The following is an 18,280-nucleotide window of genomic DNA, read 5'->3' on the forward strand; positions in this document are numbered from 1 at the left end:
TGCCGTGACACCAGTCATGACATCAACCACGCGCCAGAACCTTACTCAGCGCTTCCAGGAAGCGGCTGTTTTCGGCGGGCAGGCCGATGCTCACCCGCAGGTGATTCGGCATGCCGTACCCAGCGACCGGGCGCACGATCACACCTTCACGCAACAGACCTTCGTAGACCGAAGCGCCTTCACGCCCCAGATCCACGGCAATGAAGTTGGCCCTGGACGGAATCCAGCTCAGGTCCAGTGCGCGTAAGCCGTCCTCCATCTGTTGCATGCCGGCTTCGTTGAGGCGACGGCTTTCAGCAACGTACTCGACATCATCCAGTGCCGCACAGGCGGCAGCCAGCGCGAGGCTGTTGACGTTGAACGGCTGGCGCACGCGATTCAGCACATCCGCCACGACCGGCGACGACAGCGCATAACCGACGCGCAAGGACGCCAGACCAAAGGCTTTGGAGAAGGTCCGGGACACCAGCAGGTTCGGGTAATCGGCCAGGAATTTCAGGCCATCTGGCAGTTCGGCGCCTTCGGCGTATTCGATGTACGCCTCGTCGAGCACGACCAGGACGTCCTTCGGCACATCGTTCAGGAAATCAGCCAGCGCATTTGGCCCGAACCAGGTACCGGTCGGGTTATTCGGGTTAGCGATGAAAACCACTCGGGTGTTGCTGTCGATGGCCGCCAGCATCGCAGGGAGGTCGTGCCCCCAATCCTTTGCCTTGGCGACGCGGGCGTCAGCACCGACCGCCTGCGTGACGATCGGATAGATGGCGAACGCGTGCTCACTGAACACGGCATTCAACCCCGGCGCCAGATAGGCACGGGCGACGATCTCAAGGATGTCGTTGGAACCATTGCCCAACGTCACTTGATTTGCGTTGACGCCATAACGATCAGACAGCCGCTGCTTGAGGTCGAAGCCGTTGCCATCGGGGTAACGGGTCAGCTCGGCCAGCGCGTCACGAATCGCCGACAACGCCTTTGGGCTGGCGCCCATCGGGTTCTCGTTACTGGCCAGCTTGATAATGCGAGCCGGATCGATATCCAGCTCACGCGCCAGTTCGTCCACCGGCTTGCCGGGAACGTAAGGCGATAGTTTTTGCACGCCGGCCTGCGCCAGCGCGAGGAAGTCGCCGCTCATGTAACGTTGTACCTCTTCAGAGAACCGCTTTCGGATAGGAACCCAGCACTTTCAGTGCCACGGCTTCCTGACTGATCCGCTCCAGAACCGCCTTGATCAGCGGGTCACGGTGGTGACCGACGAAATCGATAAAGAACACGTAGGTCCATTTACCGCTGCGTGAAGGTCGAGTCTCGATACGGGTCAGGTCGATTCCGTTCTCATGGAAAGGCACCAACAGTTCATGCAAGGCGCCAGGCTTGTTGCTCATCGACACGATGATCGACGTCTTGTCGTCACCGGTCGGTGGCACTTCCTGGTTGCCGATCATCAGGAAGCGCGTCGAGTTGTCCGGACGGTCTTCGATCTTCTCGGCGATGCGCGACAGGCCGTACAGGCCAGCCGCCATGTCACCGGCGATCGCCGCCGAGTTCCACTCACCTTTGACCCGTTTGGCAGCCTCGGCATTGCTCGACACCGCCACGCGCTCGACATTGGGGTAATGCGCGTCCAGCCACTTGCGGCACTGGGCCAGCGACTGGGCATGGGAGTAGATGCGGCTGATGCTGTCGGTCTTGGTGTTCTCGCCCACCAGCAAATGGTGGTGAATGCGCAGCTCGACTTCGCCGCAGATGACCATGTCGTGCTCGAGGAAGCTGTCCAGCGTGTGGTTGACCGCACCTTCGGTGGAATTTTCCACTGGGACCACACCGAAGTTGACCGCGCCGGCGGCCACTTCACGGAACACTTCGTCGATCGCCGCCATGGGCTTGCTGATCACCGCGTGGCCGAAATGCTTCAGCGCCGCGGCCTGGGTGAAGGTGCCTTCAGGGCCCAGGTAAGCGACCTTGAGCGGCTGCTCCAGCGCCAGGCACGACGACATGATTTCGCGGAACAGACGCGCCATCTCTTCGTTGCTCAGCGGACCACGGTTGCGCTCCATGACGCGCTTGAGCACTGCAGCCTCACGCTCGGGACGATAGAACACCGGCTCTTCGCCCTCGGCGAGGCTGGCCATCTTGACCCGCGCCACTTCCTGGGCGCAGCGTGCCCGCTCGCTGATCAGTTCAAGGACTTTTTCGTCCAGGCTGTCGATGCGAACGCGCAGCGCTTTGAGCTCTTGTTCAGACATTAGCCATGTTCCTTCTCGAATTCAGCCATGTAGGCCACCAGCGCTTCAACGGCGTCCAGACCCAACGCGTTGTAGATCGAAGCGCGCATGCCGCCCACCGAACGGTGGCCTTTGAGGTTGAGCAACGCACGCTCATCGGCGCCTTTCAGGAACGCCTTGTCCAGACGCTCGTCGGCCAGGCGGAACGGCACGTTCATCCACGAGCGGGCGTTAAGGCTGATCGGGTTGGTGTAGAACTCGCTGTTGTCGATGAAGCCGTAAAGACGCTCTTTCTTGGCGCGGTTACGCTTCTCCATGGCCTCGACGCCGCCCTGCTCCTTGAGCCATTCGAAGACGAGGCCCGAGAGGTACCAGGAATAGGTGGCCGGGGTGTTGTACATCGAACCGTTATCGGCCGACACCTTGTAATCGAGCATGGTCGGGCAACTGCTGCGCGCGCGGCCGAGCAGGTCTTCGCGAACGATCACCACCACCAGACCGCTAGGGCCGATGTTTTTCTGCGCGCCGGCGTAGATCAGGCCGAACTGCGATACGTCGATCGGGCGCGACAGAATGTCGGAGGACATGTCGACCACGAGCGGGACGTCACCGGTTTCCGGCACCCAGTCGAACTGCAGACCACCGATGGTTTCGTTGGACGCGTAGTGAACGTAGGCAGCGTTCCTGGTGAGGTTCCAGTCGTTCTGACCAGGAATGGCCAGGTAGTCGAGGGGTTTGGCGCTCGCCGCGACATTGACGTTGCCAAAGCGACGCGCTTCTTCGATGGCCTTCTTCGACCAGATACCGGTCTCGATGTAGTCGGCCGTGCCGTTTTCCGGCAACAGGTTAAGCGGGATCTCTGCAAACTGCTGGCTGGCGCCACCTTGCAGGAACAGAATTTTGTAGTTGGAGGGAACGGACAGCAGCTCGCGCAGATCCTGCTCGGCCTTCTCGGCGACGGCGGTGTAATCCTCGCTGCGATGACTCATCTCCATCACTGACAAGCCCTTGCCGTGCCAGTCCAGCATCTCGGCCTGGGCGCGCAACAGAACAGCATCAGGAAGCGCGGCTGGGCCGGCGCAGAAGTTAAAGGCTCGCTTGCTCATATCCACTCTCATCAACTCGTTGAATTCGAAACGGCTGCTGCAGCCAACGGGCGAGGCTGCAGTTCTGCCAAAAGCCAAGAGGGCCCGCGAAGGGCCCTCAAATACAACGTCTATCAGTCCTGCGATTCCTCTTCGTCTGCGCCGTCGGCCTGCAGGTCGCTCGGAGATTCGTCGGCATCGGAGAGGTTCGCAACCTCGCCTTCCACGACTTCACCGTCGAACGCCTCGCCTTCCAGTTCTTCGCCTTCCACTTCCGAAGGCTCCTGAACGCGCTCAAGACCGACCAGCTTCTCGTCCTTGGCCAGCTTGATCAGGGTCACACCCTGGGTGTTACGGCCCAGACTCGACACTTCATCGACACGGGTACGAACCAGCGTGCCCTGGTCGGAGATCAGCATGATCTCTTCGCCGTCCTGCACCTGAACCGCGCCGACCAGGCGGCCGTTGCGCTCGTTGCTGACCATGGCGATGACACCCTGACCGCCACGTTTGTACTCAGGGAACTCGGTGATCGCGGTGCGTTTGCCGTAACCGCGCTCGGAAGCGGTGAGAATCTCGCTGCCTTCTTCCGGAATCAGCATGGAGATCAGCTTCTGCCCTTCTGGCAGACGCATGCCACGCACGCCGCGGGCGGTACGGCCCATGGCGCGGACTTCGGATTCCTTGAAGCGGGTAACCTTGCCACCGTCGGAGAACAGCATGATTTCCTGCTCGCCATCGGTGATCGCGGCAGAAATCAGGATGTCGCCTTCGTCCAGTTCCAGCGCGATCAGACCGACGCTGCGCTGACGGCTGAAGGCCACGAGCGGGGTCTTCTTGACCGTACCGTTGGCGGTGGACATGAAGATGAACGGCGCCTTCTTCTTGTCTGCAGCCTTGATACGCGCCTTGCGCTCTTCTTCGGTTTCGTTGGCGTTCTCGATGTCTTCGACATCAGACTCGACACCTTCGGCCTCTTCCTCATCAGCCCGCTTGCGCATGGCTTCCAGGTCGACCGGCAGCATGGTGGTGATGTATTCACCTTCGCTCAACGGCAGCAGGTTGACCAGCGGACGACCACGGGCGGCGCGGGAGGCTTCCGGAATCTCGTAGGTCTTGAGCCAGTACACCTTGCCCTTGCTGGAGAACATCAGCAGCGTGGTGTGGCTGTTGGCGACCAGCAGGTGAGCGATGTAATCCTCGTCCTTGACGCCTGTAGCCGACTTGCCTTTGCCACCGCGACGCTGAGCCTGATACACGGCCAGCGGCTGGGTCTTGGCATACCCACCGTGGGAGATGGTCACGACGCGCTCTTCTTCCGGGATCATGTCACCCAGGGTCAGGTCCAGACGCGCATCGAGGATCTCGGTGCGGCGCACGTCGCCGTATTCGGCACGAATCAGTTCCAGTTCTTCGCGGATGACTTCCATCAGGCGCACGGAGCTGTTGAGGATACGGATCAGCTCGCCGATCTGGGTCAGGATTTCCTGATACTCGGTCAGCAGCTTTTCGTGCTCAAGACCGGTCAGACGGTGCAGACGCAGTTCCAGGATCGCCTGAGCCTGTTCCGGCGACAGGAAATACTTGCCGTCACGCAGACCGTACTGCGGATCGAGGTTTTCCGGACGGGACGACTCGGCGCCTGCGCGCTCGACCATCTCGACCACGGCGCTCGATTCCCACGGTGTGCTGATCAGGCCTTCTTTTGCTTCGGCCGGTGTCGGCGACGCTTTGATCAGCGCGATGACCGGGTCGATGTTCGACAGGGCAACGGCTTGACCTTCCAGAATGTGGCCGCGCTCGCGCGCCTTGCGCAATTCGAACACGGTACGGCGGGTGACGACTTCGCGACGGTGGCGAATGAAGGCTTCCAGCAGGTCCTTGAGGTTGAGGATCCGTGGACGGCCGTCGATCAGCGCAACGATGTTGATGCCGAAAACGCTTTGCAGCTGGGTCTGGGCGTAAAGGTTGTTGAGGATGACCTCAGGCACTTCGCCGCGACGCAGCTCGATGACCACGCGCATACCGTCCTTGTCGGACTCGTCGCGCAGTTCGGTGATGCCTTCCAGTTTCTTCTCTTTGACCAGCTCGGCGATCTTCTCGATCAGACGCGCCTTGTTCAACTGGTACGGCAGCTCGGTGATGACGATCTGCTGACGGCCACCCACCTTGTCGATGTCTTCGACAATGGAGCGTGCGCGCATGTAAATGCGGCCACGGCCGGTTTTGTAGGCTTCGACGATACCGGCACGACCGTTGATGATCGCAGCTGTCGGGAAGTCAGGGCCGGGGATGTACTGCATCAACTCGTCGACGGTCAGGTCGTTGTTGTCGATGAGGGCCAGGCAACCGTCGATGACTTCACCGAGGTTGTGCGGCGGAATGTTGGTCGCCATGCCCACGGCGATACCGCTGGAACCGTTGACCAGCAGGTTCGGAATACGGGTCGGCATGACCGCCGGGATCTGCTCGGTGCCATCGTAGTTGGGCACCCAGTCGACGGTCTCCTTGTGCAGGTCCGCCAGCAGCTCGTGGGCCAGCTTGGTCATGCGCACTTCGGTGTATCGCATGGCCGCGGCGTTGTCGCCGTCCACGGAACCGAAGTTGCCCTGGCCGTCTACCAGCAGGTAGCGCAGGGAGAAGGGTTGAGCCATACGTACGATGGTGTCGTAGACAGCCGTGTCGCCGTGCGGGTGGTACTTACCGATGACGTCACCGACCACACGAGCGGATTTCTTGTACGGCTTGTTCCAGTCGTTACCCAGTTCGCTCATTGCGAACAGTACACGCCGGTGCACGGGCTTCAAGCCGTCGCGCGCATCGGGCAGAGCTCGTCCGACGATGACGCTCATCGCGTAGTCGAGGTAGGACTGCTTCAGCTCGTCTTCGATATTGACCGGGAGGATTTCTTTGGCCAGTTCGCCCATGAGAAGCCTGATTCCTTTTTCTGGTGAAACCTCGAACATCCATCCGGGATGAACGAAGCTCGCCGCTGCCGACAATTGCCTGGCAACGACTTACGACAAATCAGCGAGTTATGCCATGGATTTGCGCAGTAAAGAGGGCCGCAATGCGCCCCCTTGGAAACCGCCGGATGTTACCACAATCGCCGTCAGGCACGAAGCCTTTGAGAGCGCTGAAAACGAGCCATTTCGTCATCACGGCCCTGAGAAGCGCTTACAGGGCCTGCTAGCGCTTTCCCGGCGGGCGGTATTGCTGGCAATGAAGGGATCAATGCAGGCGCTTACGGCACATCAGTTGCGCCATTTTCACCGTGTCGGGACGTTCAACGATGCCTTTTTCGGTCACGATGGCATCGATCAGGTCGGCAGGCGTCACGTCGAAGACCGGATTGAAGGCATCGACCTCGGCGCCAACGCGCTGGCCGCCGACTTCAAGCAGCTCTTTGCCATCGCGCTCTTCGATGGGAATGTCTTCACCGCTGGCCAGGTTCATGTCGATGGTCGAGCTGGGCGCCACGACCATGAAGCGCACGCCGTGGTGCATGGCGGCCACCGCCAGTTGATAGGTGCCGATCTTGTTGGCGACGTCACCGTTTGCCGTGATGCGGTCAGCGCCGACGATGACCCAGGTGATGCCCTTGGTCTTCATCAGGTGCGCGGCGGCGGAGTCCGCATTCAGCGTGACCGGAATGCCTTCGTTGACCAGCTCCCAGGCCGTCAGGCGAGAACCTTGCAGCCAGGGACGGGTTTCGTCGGCGTAAACGCGTTCGATCATGCCTTCTATATGGGCGGCGCGAATCACCCCCAACGCCGTGCCAAATCCGCCGGTGGCCAGTGCGCCGGTGTTGCAGTGGGTCAGAACGGTCTGCAGGTTGCCCTGATGCTTGCGGATCAGTTCCGCACCGAGTTGCGCCATGGTCAGGTTGGCTTCGCGGTCACTGAGGTGAATGGCGACGGCTTCGGCTTCCATGACCTTGCGCGGATCTTCGTGATCCTTGAGGCGATACAGGCGTTCGCGCATGCGGTTCAGCGCCCAGAACAGGTTGACCGCCGTCGGGCGGGAGTTGGCGAGCAGGTCGAAATCTTCTTCAAGCGCCATCTGCCAGTCACCGCCTGCCTCATAACGGTCAAACACCGCGAGCACAATGCCGTAAGCCGCGCTGATGCCGATGGCGGGCGCGCCACGCACGACCATCGTGCGAATGGCGTCGGCCACGCCGGCAGCAGACTGATAGGGATGCCAGGTTTCTTCGAACGGCAGGATTCGCTGATCCAGCAGATACAACGTGCCGTCCCGCCAATCGATGGCCTTTACCTTCTCCGCAGCCAATAATCGATCGCGCATTGCACACCCCACATGATGAATTGTTGAAAACCTGAGGAACCGGTGCTTGCGCCACATGACCGTGACGGCACGTCGGCAATCGCGAGCACGCTCACGCCTACAGGGCCGCATGGGCCGAGAATCAAATAGCCAGCAGCTGAAAAAGCGGCCGATTATAGCGAGCCGACCGCCAAGACGCTCGGGTATACTTCGCCGTCCCCGTAATAAGCCATTGGATGCCCGCACCATGCCCGACGCCGCTGCCCCGCTCGACCTCCTGCTTCTGCCGGACTGGCTGGTACCGGTGGAGCCCGCTGGCGTCGTCCTGCAACAGCACGGGATCGGCATTCGCGACGGCGTCATTGCCTACATCGGTCCCAAAGCCGAGGCCCTGCGCCAGCACGCCAGGGAAGTCCGCGAACTGCCCGGCATGCTGCTCAGCCCCGGCCTGATCAACGCCCATGGTCACGCAGCGATGACCCTGTTCCGTGGCCTGGCGGACGATTTGCCGTTGATGACCTGGCTGCAAGACCACATCTGGCCGGCCGAGGGCAAATGGGTCGACGAGGACTTCGTCCGCGACGGCACCGATATCGCCATCGCCGAACAGCTCAAGGGCGGCATCACCTGTTTCTCTGACATGTATTTCTTTCCAAAGGTCGCCTGCGAACGGGTGCACAACAGTGGCATTCGGGCACAGATCACGGTTCCTGTGCTGGATTTCCCGATACCCGGTGCGCGTAACGCTGACGAAGCGCTGCACATCGGTGTCGAGCTGTTCAATGATCTGGCCCATCACGACCGCATCAAGATCGCCATGGGCCCACATGCGCCGTACACCGTCAGCGATGAAAACCTGGAGAAGATCCGCGTCATTGCCGACGAGCTCGACGCGATGATTCACATGCATGTCCACGAAACCGCCTTTGAAGTGCATGAAGCGGTACAACAACGTCAGGAACGTCCGCTGGCTCGCCTGCAACGGCTGGGCCTGCTGGGCCCACGCTTCCAGGCGGTGCACATGACCCAGATCAGCGATGAAGACCTGGCCATGCTGGTCGAAAGCAACTCCAGCGTGATCCACTGCCCCGAATCGAACCTGAAACTGGCCAGCGGCTTCTGCCCGGTCGAGCGTCTGTGGCAGGCCGGCGTCAATGTCGCGGTCGGAACCGACGGCGCTGCGAGCAATAACGACCTGGACTTGCTGGGTGAAACCCGTACCGCCGCGTTATTGGCCAAAGCGGTCGCCGGCTCCGCCACCGCACTGGACGCCCATCGCGCTTTGCGCATGGCAACCCTGAACGGCGCGCGCGCCATGGGCATCGAAGGCACCACCGGGTCGCTGGAAATCGGCAAAGCCGCCGACATGGTCGCCTTCGACCTGTCGGGTCTGGCACAACAGCCGATCTACGACCCCGTCTCGCAGCTTATTTATGCGAGCGGCCGCGACTGCGTCAGCCACGTCTGGGTCGCGGGCAAACCCTTACTTCAGGACAAACGCCTGACACGCATGGACGAAGAAGCGCTGACCCGAACGGCCAAGGCCTGGGGCAATCGCATCGCCGCCGCAGACTGATTTTTAGCGCGTCATGGCGACAGGCCGTGACCGAATACCGAATTCAAGTTTTAGAGGGATTACACATGAGCAACGTCGACCACGCCGAAATCGCTAAATTCGAAGCCTTGGCCCATCGCTGGTGGGATCGCAACAGCGAGTTCAAACCGCTGCACGACATCAACCCGTTGCGCGTGAACTGGATCGACGAGCGCGTCAGTCTGGCAGGCAAGAAGGTGCTGGACGTGGGTTGTGGCGGCGGCATTCTCAGTGAAGCCATGGCGCTGCGCGGCGCGACAGTGACCGGTATCGACATGGGCGAGGCGCCCCTGGCGGTCGCCCAGCTGCATCAGCTCGAGTCCGGCGTCAGCGTTGAATACCGGCAGATCACGGCCGAAGCGCTGGCCGAAGAAATGCCGGAGCAGTTCGACGTCGTCACGTGCCTGGAAATGCTGGAGCACGTGCCCGATCCCTCCTCGGTCATCCGTGCCTGTTACACGATGGTCAAACCTGGCGGCCAGGTGTTTTTCTCTACGATCAACCGCAACCCGAAGGCGTACCTGTTCGCCATCATCGGCGCGGAATACATCATGAATCTGCTGCCGCGCGGCACCCATGATTTCAAGAAATTCATCCGCCCTTCCGAGCTGGGCGCCTGGAGCCGCAGTGCAGGCCTTGAGGTCAAGGACATCATCGGTCTGACCTACAACCCGCTGACCAAGCATTACAAACTGGCCTCCGATGTCGACGTCAACTACATGATCCAGACGCTGAAGGGGGCCTGATCCATGCGCTTGAGAGCAGTTCTTTTCGACATGGACGGCACCCTGCTCGACACCGCCCCGGACTTCATCGCGATCTGTCAGGCCATGCTGGCCGAGCGTGGTTTTGCGCCAGTCGACGACAAACTGATTCGCGATGAAATTTCCGGCGGCGCCAAAGCGATGGTCTCAGCCGCCTTCGCGCTTTCGCCAAATGAGCCTGAGTTTGAAGCACTGCGCCTGGAGTTTCTGGAGCGCTATCAGAAGGACTGCGCGGTCCACAGTAAATTGTTCGACGGCATGGCCGAACTCCTGGCCGATATCGAGAAGGCAAAACTGATCTGGGGCGTGGTCACCAACAAGCCGGTGCGCTTTGCCCAGCCGATTATGGAGCAACTGGGGCTGTCCGAGCGCTCCGCGGTGCTGATCTGTCCCGATCACGTGACCAAAAGCAAACCGGACCCGGAGCCGCTGCTGCTCGCTTGCAAGATGCTGGACCTGGACCCGGCCAGTATCTTGTTCATCGGCGACGATCTGCGGGATATCGAGTCCGGCCGTGATGCGGGCACCAAGACAGCGGCCGTGCGTTATGGCTACATTCATCCCCACGACAACCCGGATCACTGGGGCGCGGACGTGGTGGTGGATCACCCGCTGGAATTACGCCGGGTGCTGGATAATGCGTTGTGCGGTTGTTGAGATCGCGTCTAAACACGAAACCTTGTAGGAGCGTGGCTTGTCCCGCGATCTGCCGCGAAGCTGCAGTAAAATCAGTCGCCCGCGTCTTGCCAAGTACACCGCATTCCCCGGGTCTGCTGCCGCTGCGCGGCAGATCGTCCGGATGCGGCCCAGAGACAAGCCACGCTCCTACGCCTTCGGCAGAAACAGATATATGCCGACCGTGCGTTTAGGGAGAACTGAAAGGAGGCCCCATGTTCAACTACTCTGCCCGCCCCGAACTGCTCAAGGGCCGTATCATTCTGGTCACCGGCGCCGGCCGCGGGATTGGCGCCGCTGCCGCTAAAACCTATGCGGCCCACGGCGCAACCGTCCTGCTGCTGGGCAAGACAGAATCGCACCTCACAGCCGTCTATGACGAGATCGAAGCCGCAGGTCACCCGCAGCCCGCCGTCATCCCCTTCAATCTCGAAACCGCCCTGCCCCATCAGTACGATGAACTGGCAGCCATGATCGAGGCCGAGTTCGGGCACCTCGATGGCGTGCTGCACAACGCCTCAATCATCGGCCCACGTACGCCGATCGAGCAGTTGTCCGGGGAAAACTTCATGCGCGTGATGCACATCAACGTCAATGCGACGTTCATGCTCACCGCCACCTTGTTGCCGTTGCTGAAACTGTCGCAGGACGCATCGGTGGTCTTCACCTCCAGCAGCGTGGGCCGCAAAGGCCGTGCGTACTGGGGCGCTTATGGCGTGTCCAAGTTCGCGACCGAGGGCCTGATGCAAACGCTGGCCGACGAGGTCGACGGCGTTGCACCGGTTCGCGCCAACAGCATCAACCCTGGCGCCACCCGCACCGACATGCGCGCCCAGGCGTACCCGGCAGAAAACCCGCTGAACAACCCGACACCCGAAGAGATCATGCCGGTCTATCTGTACCTGATGGGCCCGGACAGCACCGGTATCAACGGCCAGGCGTTCGACGCCCAGAAGAAATGAATTCCTGTCAGACGCACGACCTGTGGGAGCGAATTCATTCGCGAGGGGCCAGTACATCCAATAGAGCATCACCGGAGGTACAACCGTCTCGCGAATGAATTCGCTCCCACAGGAGACCGCGATCATCCCCTGGAACCTCACCGCCTTTTATCAACTCGGTGGTTTTCCGTCGCCTCTTTGTAGTCCATTCGCGTGTAAACCGGTACGTTAGTCAATCCAAAGGCGCGGACACCCCGGGTGTTCGCGAACGCATGTGCTAACCCATTGATTTATATGACGATCGATATCGGCGAACGAATTGGCACGAGTTTCGCTCTACCCACATCAGGCCCGATGAGAGGCGCAGGAGCGAAAACATGAGTTTTCCGACGAATACCAACGCCATTGATTTCGACAGCGCAAGGCTTCAACGCTTCGGCTTCGCGCCTGCACACGGATTCGTGCCTCAACCGCTGGACTATCAACAGCTGCAGCGCAGACTTGAATTGCAACTGCAAACCAGTCTCGAAGCGGACAAGATCCTGGCGATGTTCTTTCAGAGCGTGCAGCAGTTCATTCCCCTCAAGGCGCTGAACTACAAACACGTAGGAACAGACTTGCGGCTGGAGTTTGGGGAGCGTTCGCGGCATAACGCCAGCTACTGCATCACGCACGACGGCGAACAGATGGGGGAACTGGCGTTTCAACGTGACCGACGCTTCGCCGAAGTAGAGCTGACGCAGCTCGAAGCCCTGCTTGCGACCCTGCTCTACCCACTGCGTAACGCCCTGCTTTACCGCAACGCGAACCTGAGCGCCCTGCGTGATCCGTTGACCGGGGCGGGCAATCGCATTGCCATGGAACAGTCACTGACGCGGGAAGCTGAAATTGCCCGGCGCCAACAGCAGCCTCTGTCGGTGCTGATGCTGGATATCGACCATTTCAAAGGGATCAACGATACCCACGGACATGCCACGGGCGATGTGGTGCTGAGGGGCGTAGCGGACGCGATCAAGGATCGCCTGCGCAACATCGATCAGGTCTTCAGGTTTGGCGGGGAGGAGTTTTTGATCGTGCTGACCAATACCGGTCGTGAGTCAGCCGCGCTGGTGGGCGAACGCCTGCGCAACGCGGCACTGCAACTCACGTATCCGGTCAATGGAAGCCCGGTGGAACTGACGGTCAGCCTGGGCTGCTCGACGCTGCTGCCGGGGGAATCCCCCGACAGCTTGTTGCGCCGCGCCGACACCGCCCTTTATGCCGCCAAACGTCAGGGCCGTAACCGGCTGGAAATGGCAGGTTGAAAGCGGCTCAGGCGCGAACCGCAAACCGGCGCTCGCGCATCGGCGCGTTTGCCTCCTGCGGCTGCTCCAGAACCATGCACCGTTCCAGAAACAGGTACATGTACTCGTAACTCTTGCACACCGCCATTCTCAGGTCCGCCTGCAACTGTTCGCTAGGGTTGTTGCCGGCCAGCGTACAGATGATCTCCAGGGCTTCCCAAGGGTGGGAGTCGTCGTATTGCGCATGCATCTTCAGCCACTTCATGGCGCGTTTTCGCAGGTCCGGCGGGAACATATCTGCGTATGTCTCTTGTGAACATACGACAGCAGACCATTCGCCGGTCGCGCCTTCAATGGCGTAATTGGTGGCTGCGATCGCGACAACCAACGGCTCCGATGAACAGCTGTGCCAGCACCAGTGATTGAGTGCGTGCAACTCTGACGGAACGCGTTGCGCTTGCAGATCCTCCAGCGTGACCCCGTGGGCCGCGCTCCAGTTCACCCAGTAATCGGCATGATTGAGCTCCACCCGAATATTGCGCATCAACCAGCGACGCGCCATGTCTTCGCCCGGATGACGGGCGAAACGGGTTTTGGTCAGGTTATGCGCCATGTAGACCGCAAACTGTTCAACAACAGGCCATCCACCAATCAAATACTGGCGCATGGTTCTCGAACTGAGCCGCCCATCTCTCATACGTTGATAAAGTTCATGCCCTACCACGCGTGCCTTGGCTTCGCTGCAATCTTTGATCAATTGCTGCGCCCAAACGGGGTAACTGCTGGCATCCATCAGCGGACCGGTTCTAATGAACATATCGATCACTGTGTAGCTCCTTATGTTGTGTTGCATCGGGGTCGTTCAGCGAAAAGTCCCGGGTGCGCTGAACAACATTGGGGTCTGCCTCGCGGGCCGTGCGTGCAGACATTCACAGGTGAATAATTGCGGTCGCTCGATAACGTACCCCTGAGCGTAGTCCACACCGATTTCCAATAACGCCTGCTCTATCTGAGGGCTTTCGACGAACTCAGCGATCGTCTGTTTGCCCATGACGTGCCCGATATGGTTGATCACTTCCACCATCGCCCGGTTGACCGGATCGTCGAGCATGTCTTTTACGAAGCTGCCATCAATCTTCAAATAATCCACAGGCAAGTGCTTCAAGTATGCGAATGACGACATGCCTGCACAGAAGTCATCCAGTGAAAAACGGCATCCCAGACTTTTGAGTTCGTTAATGAACCGAATAGCACTGCCCAAATTGGCGATCGCACTGGTTTCGGTGATTTCGAAACAGATAAGTTCAGGCGGTATTGCGTAGATTTGGAACTGCTGTCGCAAATATTCAAGAAACGCGTCGTCACCGATGCTGGTGCCGGACAGATTGATTGCACAGGTCGCCATGGGCCCGGTTCGGTGGTTGTCCATCAGGCAATCGGCAATGATCTTGAAGACGTTCTGCACTACCCATCGATCCAGCGTGGTCATCATCCCGTAGCGCTCGGCGGCGGGGATAAAGCTGTCCGGCAGAATCATGCGACCGGACTCGTCGCGCAGCCGCAGCAAAATCTCGACGTGGCCGTTGCTGTGGGCCGCATCGCGACTCAACGCCGCGATTTCCTGTGAATAAAGGCAGAAGCGATTGTCTTCCAGCGCCATGTGCAGGCGCTGAATCCAGGCCATTTCGCCGAAACGAGTAGACAGTTCCGAATCGTCGTCGTGATAGACCTGAACCCGGTTGCGACCTTTTTCCTTCGCCATGTAGCACGCCATGTCAGCCGCACGCAGCGACGCTTCCAGGGTGGTGGGCACGTCAGACACATGAACCAGGCCGACGCTGACGGTCGTCACGAACGGTCGCCCCTTCCACACAAAATGCAGGCTCTCGACCGTCTGACGCAGGCCTTCAGCGATCTGCTCGGCAGCCTCCGGTGAACAATGCTCGAGCAGAATACCGAACTCGTCGCCGCCCAGCCGCGCCAGCGTGTCTCCCTCCCGAATACCCTGTTGCAGCAAGGCACAGATGTGCCGGAGCAACTCATCGCCCGCCGCGTGGCCGCTGGTGTCGTTGACCAGCTTGAATTGATCGAGGTCGAGGAACATCACCGCGTGGCGACCCGGCTGGTAGGTCAGCCCGTTCAGCGCCAGCTCCAATCGGTATTCGAATTCGCGGCGATTGGCCAACCCGGTCAGGGCATCGTGCGTCGCCTGCCACGACAGATTGGCAATGTACTGCCGCTCCTGAGTCATGTCGTGCAGCACCAGCACCGCGCCACTGACCTTGCCTTCGGTACGGATGGGCGAGCCGACCAACGCCACCGACACGGTACTGCCGTCGAGTTGCTGAATCAGTTTTGAGTTTTCACTGCCGCCGCCCAGCTTGCCGCTGAGGATGTGCTCGATCAGGGTCGAGCTGTCTTTCTGATCATTCTCGTCAAGCAGATTGAACAACGCCGCCAGGGGCAGGCCGACCGCCTGATCGGTCTTCCAGTGGGTCATCTGCTCGGCCGCCGGGTTCATGTAAGTGATGGCGCCGTCGACATCGGTGGTGATCACGCCGTCCCCGATTGATTCCAGCGTGATTTGCGCCCGCTCCTTCTCCATCTGCAATGCCGTGGCGAAGGCATGACGCTGTTCCAGCAGTTTGTGGGTGCGCAGCAGCGCCAGGATGATCAACAGCACCGCCGTGGCCAGGTTCACCACCAGCAGAATTCGCAAAATGACCCGCGAGCCCTCGCCCAGCGCGTCGCTGAAGGCCATGGCGGCGGGCGTCACGCCCTCGTTGATCGCGTTGATCCGCTGCCGCCAGGCCAGCACGTCGCTGTTGGTGGCAGTGCCTTCGAGGATGCGGCCGTGCATTTCACGGGCAACTTCATCGAGCTGGACGAGGTAGTTGTCACCGATCTTCCAACGATCGATGGCCGTCTCCAGGTAGCTGAAATGCCGGAAATTGAGGTAGAGCCAGATGATGCCCTGGGCATCGTCAGGATGGTTACCACCCTGCAGAATGCCTGCAGTCGCGCGTGCGATGTCGGGAACGGGTTGATCCATCGCGACCCGCAGGTCATGTCCACCCTGGGGGATGGCGATGGCCTGCTGGTATTTCAGGTAGTTGATCTCGTCGCGACTGTTGGCGTAGAGATTCAAATAATAAATAGCGTCCTTCTGGCCCTTGGACCAAAGGCTTTCTCCGCCAACATAACTGCGCACAGCCGACATCATGTACAGGCTGACGCAACCGAGCAGCGCTTGTAACAGCACCACCGCGATAAATGGCCAAACGATACCGAGAAGACGAGGCTTCTCCAGGATCCGCTTTTGCTTCATGGTGTCCCTTTCATCAGCACTGCCAGTACTCACTCCCTTCGTTCAGGCGACCTTCCTGAACGGACAAGGGACTCGGCTAATTTCCACGATGCAGCGGGGTAATACTCACATCTTGCGCGCGACTTCAGGTGTTACCACCGCACAGCAAAGACGTAAATATGACGCTTTTCACACTTTCCTTAAATACACGGGTCAAGCATAGCCTAAGAATTGACGTGTTCCACTGGCGATACGCCATTTGAGACACGTTATGAGAAAAACCGACAAGATGTATCAAAGCTGTTGCAGGTGACCATAGAGACGTGCATAAAGCCCGCCGTCAGCAATCAGTTGCTGGTGGTCGCCATCCTCGGCGATGCTGCCGCCATCAAACACCAGAACCCGGTCTGCCTGCTTCACGGCCGACAGACGATGCGCAATGATCAACGTCGTCCGGCCACTGAGAAAGCGATTCAACGCTTGATGCAGGTTGTACTCGGTCGCGGCGTCCAGCGCTGAGGTCGCCTCGTCGAGGATCACCACCTTGGGGTCGGCGAGCACCATCCGGGCAATCGCCAGGCGCTGACGCTGGCCGCCCGACAGACGTACCCCGGATCGCCCCACAACACTGTCCAGCCCCTGCGGAAGGGCCCGAATGGTCGCGTCCAGCTGAGCGATTTCAAGCGCTTGCCAACACGCCTCATCGCTGCGTTCGCGCCCCATCGACAGATTGGCCCTGACGGTGTCATTGAATAGCGCAGGGTGCTGCAGGACGACAGCCACATGTTCCCGAACGGTTTCAAGGCCGATGTCCTGCAAGCTTGCGCCGCCGAAGCGTATGGTCCCGGACTTGGGGCTGTAGAGCCCCAGCAGCAATTGAACCAGGGTGCTCTTGCCGCCACCGCTGGCGCCGACGATCGCCACTTTCTCACCCGGCGTGATCGACAGGTCCAGATGGTCCAGCACCAACTCCTCGTTATAGCCGAAGCACAGGCCACTCACGTCGATGCTGACGGTCTCACGCCCCACGAACGGATTGAGCTGCCCTTGGTACTGAGGCTCGTCGGCGCGTGCCAGCAGTTCATTGATGCGCGTCAGCGCACCGCCCGCCGCATAGAACGCGTACTGCAGGTTCAGCAGTTGCTCAACGGGACCGATCATGAACCACAGGTAACTGAAGACGGCGAGCATGTGGCCGATGGACAGGTCGGAAAACAGCACCGTGAGCATCGCTGCGGCGCGAAAAATATCGATGCCGAACTGGAACAACAAACCACTGGCACGGCCCGACGCATCGCTTTTCCACTGCGAGGCGACGGCAAAATCGCGCACTTCCTTAGCCCGGAAGCCCAGACGGCCGAGGAAATGGCCCTGCCGGTTGCCGGCACGGATTTCCTGAATGGCATCCAGGGTTTCGGTCAGCGCCTGGGTGAAGCGCGAGGTGCTGTCGTTCTCCAGCTTTTTCAGGTGTTTGACTCGCTTGCCCAGCTTGACCGTGGCGTAAATCACCAGCGGGTTGAAGAGCAGGATCAACAACGCCAGTTGCCAGTGCATCCAGACGAGAATCGCCGCGGTGCCCGTCAACGTCAGCATCGCGACGAGGAATTTGCTGAGGGTTTCGCCGACGAACTTGTCCACCGTATCCAGATCGGTGACCAGGTGCGCGGTGACGGTCCCGCTGCCCAGACTTTCGTATTCGCCCAGCGAGATACGCTTGAGTCGTTCGATCAAGCGAACGCGGATGCGATAGACGATGTCTTTGGCCAGCCCGGCGAACAGGCGCGCCTGAATCACGTTGAACAGCAACGCTCCGAGCCGCAGGCACAGAGTGGTGACCAGCATCAAGCCGATATAGCCCACCGGTTTATGGAGGCTGGCGGGCAGGAACTGATTCATGAAAACCAGTGCGGTGTCGCCCTTGCCGAGCAACACCTCGTCCACCAGCAGCGGCAGCAGCAACGGGATCGGCACCGAACACAGCACCGCCAACACGGCGACTCCGTTGGCGATCCACAGCGCCTTTTTGTGCCGAAGGGCGAGACGGCGAATCTGCGGCCAATCAAGGCGATCGGCCTGGACAGCGTCGGGCCTGTGAGTGGCGCTTTCTATCTCGTGGGCA

The 18,280-nt window shown here is 60.1% G+C and carries 13 protein-coding genes; 5 read left to right on the forward strand and 8 right to left on the reverse strand.

What is annotated here, in order from left to right:
* Positions 1–22: 22 nt before the first annotated feature.
* From hisC to mtnA, 5 genes are all read right to left on the reverse strand, one after another.
* The gene (gene hisC / locus BLS87_RS13160) at positions 23–1,135 is read right to left on the reverse strand and encodes a histidinol-phosphate transaminase (RefSeq protein ID WP_074752929.1); all 1,113 of its coding nucleotides are present in this window, start codon (positions 1,133–1,135) and stop codon (positions 23–25) included.
* Between the two features lie 16 nt (positions 1,136–1,151).
* Positions 1,152–2,246 carry a prephenate dehydratase gene (gene pheA, locus BLS87_RS13165; RefSeq protein WP_074752930.1) on the reverse strand — a complete coding sequence of 365 codons (1,095 nt, stop codon included), beginning with the start codon at positions 2,244–2,246 and terminating at the stop codon, positions 1,152–1,154.
* Complete coding sequence (gene serC, locus BLS87_RS13170; RefSeq protein ID WP_074752931.1) at positions 2,246–3,331, reverse strand: 3-phosphoserine/phosphohydroxythreonine transaminase; 1,086 nt, start codon at positions 3,329–3,331, stop codon at positions 2,246–2,248. Before serC ends, pheA begins: the two co-directional genes overlap by 1 nt.
* A 113-nt stretch (positions 3,332–3,444) precedes the next feature.
* Positions 3,445–6,237, reverse strand: coding sequence for a DNA gyrase subunit A (gyrA, locus tag BLS87_RS13175; RefSeq protein WP_074752932.1), 2,793 nt, complete (start codon positions 6,235–6,237; stop codon positions 3,445–3,447).
* Between the two features lie 304 nt (positions 6,238–6,541).
* Positions 6,542–7,618 (reverse strand): S-methyl-5-thioribose-1-phosphate isomerase, encoded by a 1,077-nt coding sequence (gene mtnA, locus BLS87_RS13180; protein ID WP_074752933.1) that lies wholly within the window; start codon positions 7,616–7,618, stop codon positions 6,542–6,544.
* Between the two features lie 226 nt (positions 7,619–7,844).
* Here mtnA and BLS87_RS13185 point away from each other — a divergent pair, with 226 nt between their 5' ends.
* From BLS87_RS13185 to BLS87_RS13205, 5 genes are all read left to right on the forward strand, one after another.
* Positions 7,845–9,173 (forward strand): TRZ/ATZ family hydrolase, encoded by a 1,329-nt coding sequence (locus tag BLS87_RS13185; protein WP_074752934.1) that lies wholly within the window; start codon positions 7,845–7,847, stop codon positions 9,171–9,173.
* Positions 9,174–9,238: 65 nt separating this feature from the next.
* Entirely contained in the window at positions 9,239–9,937 is a 699-nt protein-coding gene (gene ubiG / locus BLS87_RS13190) for a bifunctional 2-polyprenyl-6-hydroxyphenol methylase/3-demethylubiquinol 3-O-methyltransferase UbiG (RefSeq protein ID WP_074752935.1), read from the forward strand.
* Positions 9,938–9,940: 3 nt separating this feature from the next.
* A complete protein-coding gene (gene mupP / locus BLS87_RS13195; protein ID WP_074752936.1) occupies positions 9,941–10,612 on the forward strand; it encodes an N-acetylmuramic acid 6-phosphate phosphatase MupP in 672 nt (223 codons plus the stop codon).
* A 233-nt stretch (positions 10,613–10,845) separates the two neighbouring features.
* Positions 10,846–11,592, forward strand: coding sequence for a YciK family oxidoreductase (locus tag BLS87_RS13200; protein ID WP_074752937.1), 747 nt, complete (start codon positions 10,846–10,848; stop codon positions 11,590–11,592).
* 356 nt (positions 11,593–11,948) lie between these two features.
* On the forward strand, positions 11,949–12,875 hold the full coding sequence (locus tag BLS87_RS13205; protein WP_074752938.1) for a GGDEF domain-containing protein: 927 nt from the start codon (positions 11,949–11,951) through the stop codon (positions 12,873–12,875).
* Positions 12,876–12,882: 7 nt separating this feature from the next.
* Here the strand turns inward: BLS87_RS13205 and BLS87_RS13210 are convergent, their stop codons facing one another.
* The 3 genes from BLS87_RS13210 to BLS87_RS13220 form a co-directional block, all read right to left on the reverse strand.
* Complete coding sequence (locus BLS87_RS13210; protein ID WP_074752939.1) at positions 12,883–13,680, reverse strand: iron-containing redox enzyme family protein; 798 nt, start codon at positions 13,678–13,680, stop codon at positions 12,883–12,885.
* A 36-nt stretch (positions 13,681–13,716) separates the two neighbouring features.
* Positions 13,717–16,182 carry an EAL domain-containing protein gene (locus BLS87_RS13215; protein WP_074752940.1) on the reverse strand — a complete coding sequence of 822 codons (2,466 nt, stop codon included), beginning with the start codon at positions 16,180–16,182 and terminating at the stop codon, positions 13,717–13,719.
* Positions 16,183–16,455: 273 nt separating this feature from the next.
* Positions 16,456–18,270, reverse strand: a complete 1,815-nt coding sequence (locus tag BLS87_RS13220) for an ABC transporter ATP-binding protein (RefSeq protein ID WP_074753170.1) — start codon at positions 18,268–18,270, stop codon at positions 16,456–16,458.
* Positions 18,271–18,280 lie beyond the last annotated feature (10 nt).

The sequence above is a fragment of the Pseudomonas abietaniphila genome (genome assembly GCF_900100795.1).
Lineage (GTDB): Bacteria > Pseudomonadota > Gammaproteobacteria > Pseudomonadales > Pseudomonadaceae > Aquipseudomonas > Aquipseudomonas abietaniphila.

What these genes read in the sequence shown, in the direction of transcription:
- hisC (WP_074752929.1), bottom strand. Translation starts at nt 1,135, where the DNA reads ATGAGCGGCGACTTCCTCGCGCTGGCGCAGGCCGGCGTGCAAAAACTA.
- pheA (WP_074752930.1), bottom strand. Translation starts at nt 2,246, where the DNA reads ATGTCTGAACAAGAGCTCAAAGCGCTGCGCGTTCGCATCGACAGCCTG.
- serC (WP_074752931.1), bottom strand. Translation starts at nt 3,331, where the DNA reads ATGAGCAAGCGAGCCTTTAACTTCTGCGCCGGCCCAGCCGCGCTTCCT.
- gyrA (WP_074752932.1), bottom strand. Translation starts at nt 6,237, where the DNA reads ATGGGCGAACTGGCCAAAGAAATCCTCCCGGTCAATATCGAAGACGAG.
- mtnA (WP_074752933.1), bottom strand. Translation starts at nt 7,618, where the DNA reads ATGCGCGATCGATTATTGGCTGCGGAGAAGGTAAAGGCCATCGATTGG.
- BLS87_RS13185 (WP_074752934.1), top strand. Translation starts at nt 7,845, where the DNA reads ATGCCCGACGCCGCTGCCCCGCTCGACCTCCTGCTTCTGCCGGACTGG.
- ubiG (WP_074752935.1), top strand. Translation starts at nt 9,239, where the DNA reads ATGAGCAACGTCGACCACGCCGAAATCGCTAAATTCGAAGCCTTGGCC.
- mupP (WP_074752936.1), top strand. Translation starts at nt 9,941, where the DNA reads ATGCGCTTGAGAGCAGTTCTTTTCGACATGGACGGCACCCTGCTCGAC.
- BLS87_RS13200 (WP_074752937.1), top strand. Translation starts at nt 10,846, where the DNA reads ATGTTCAACTACTCTGCCCGCCCCGAACTGCTCAAGGGCCGTATCATT.
- BLS87_RS13205 (WP_074752938.1), top strand. Translation starts at nt 11,949, where the DNA reads ATGAGTTTTCCGACGAATACCAACGCCATTGATTTCGACAGCGCAAGG.
- BLS87_RS13215 (WP_074752940.1), bottom strand. Translation starts at nt 16,182, where the DNA reads ATGAAGCAAAAGCGGATCCTGGAGAAGCCTCGTCTTCTCGGTATCGTT.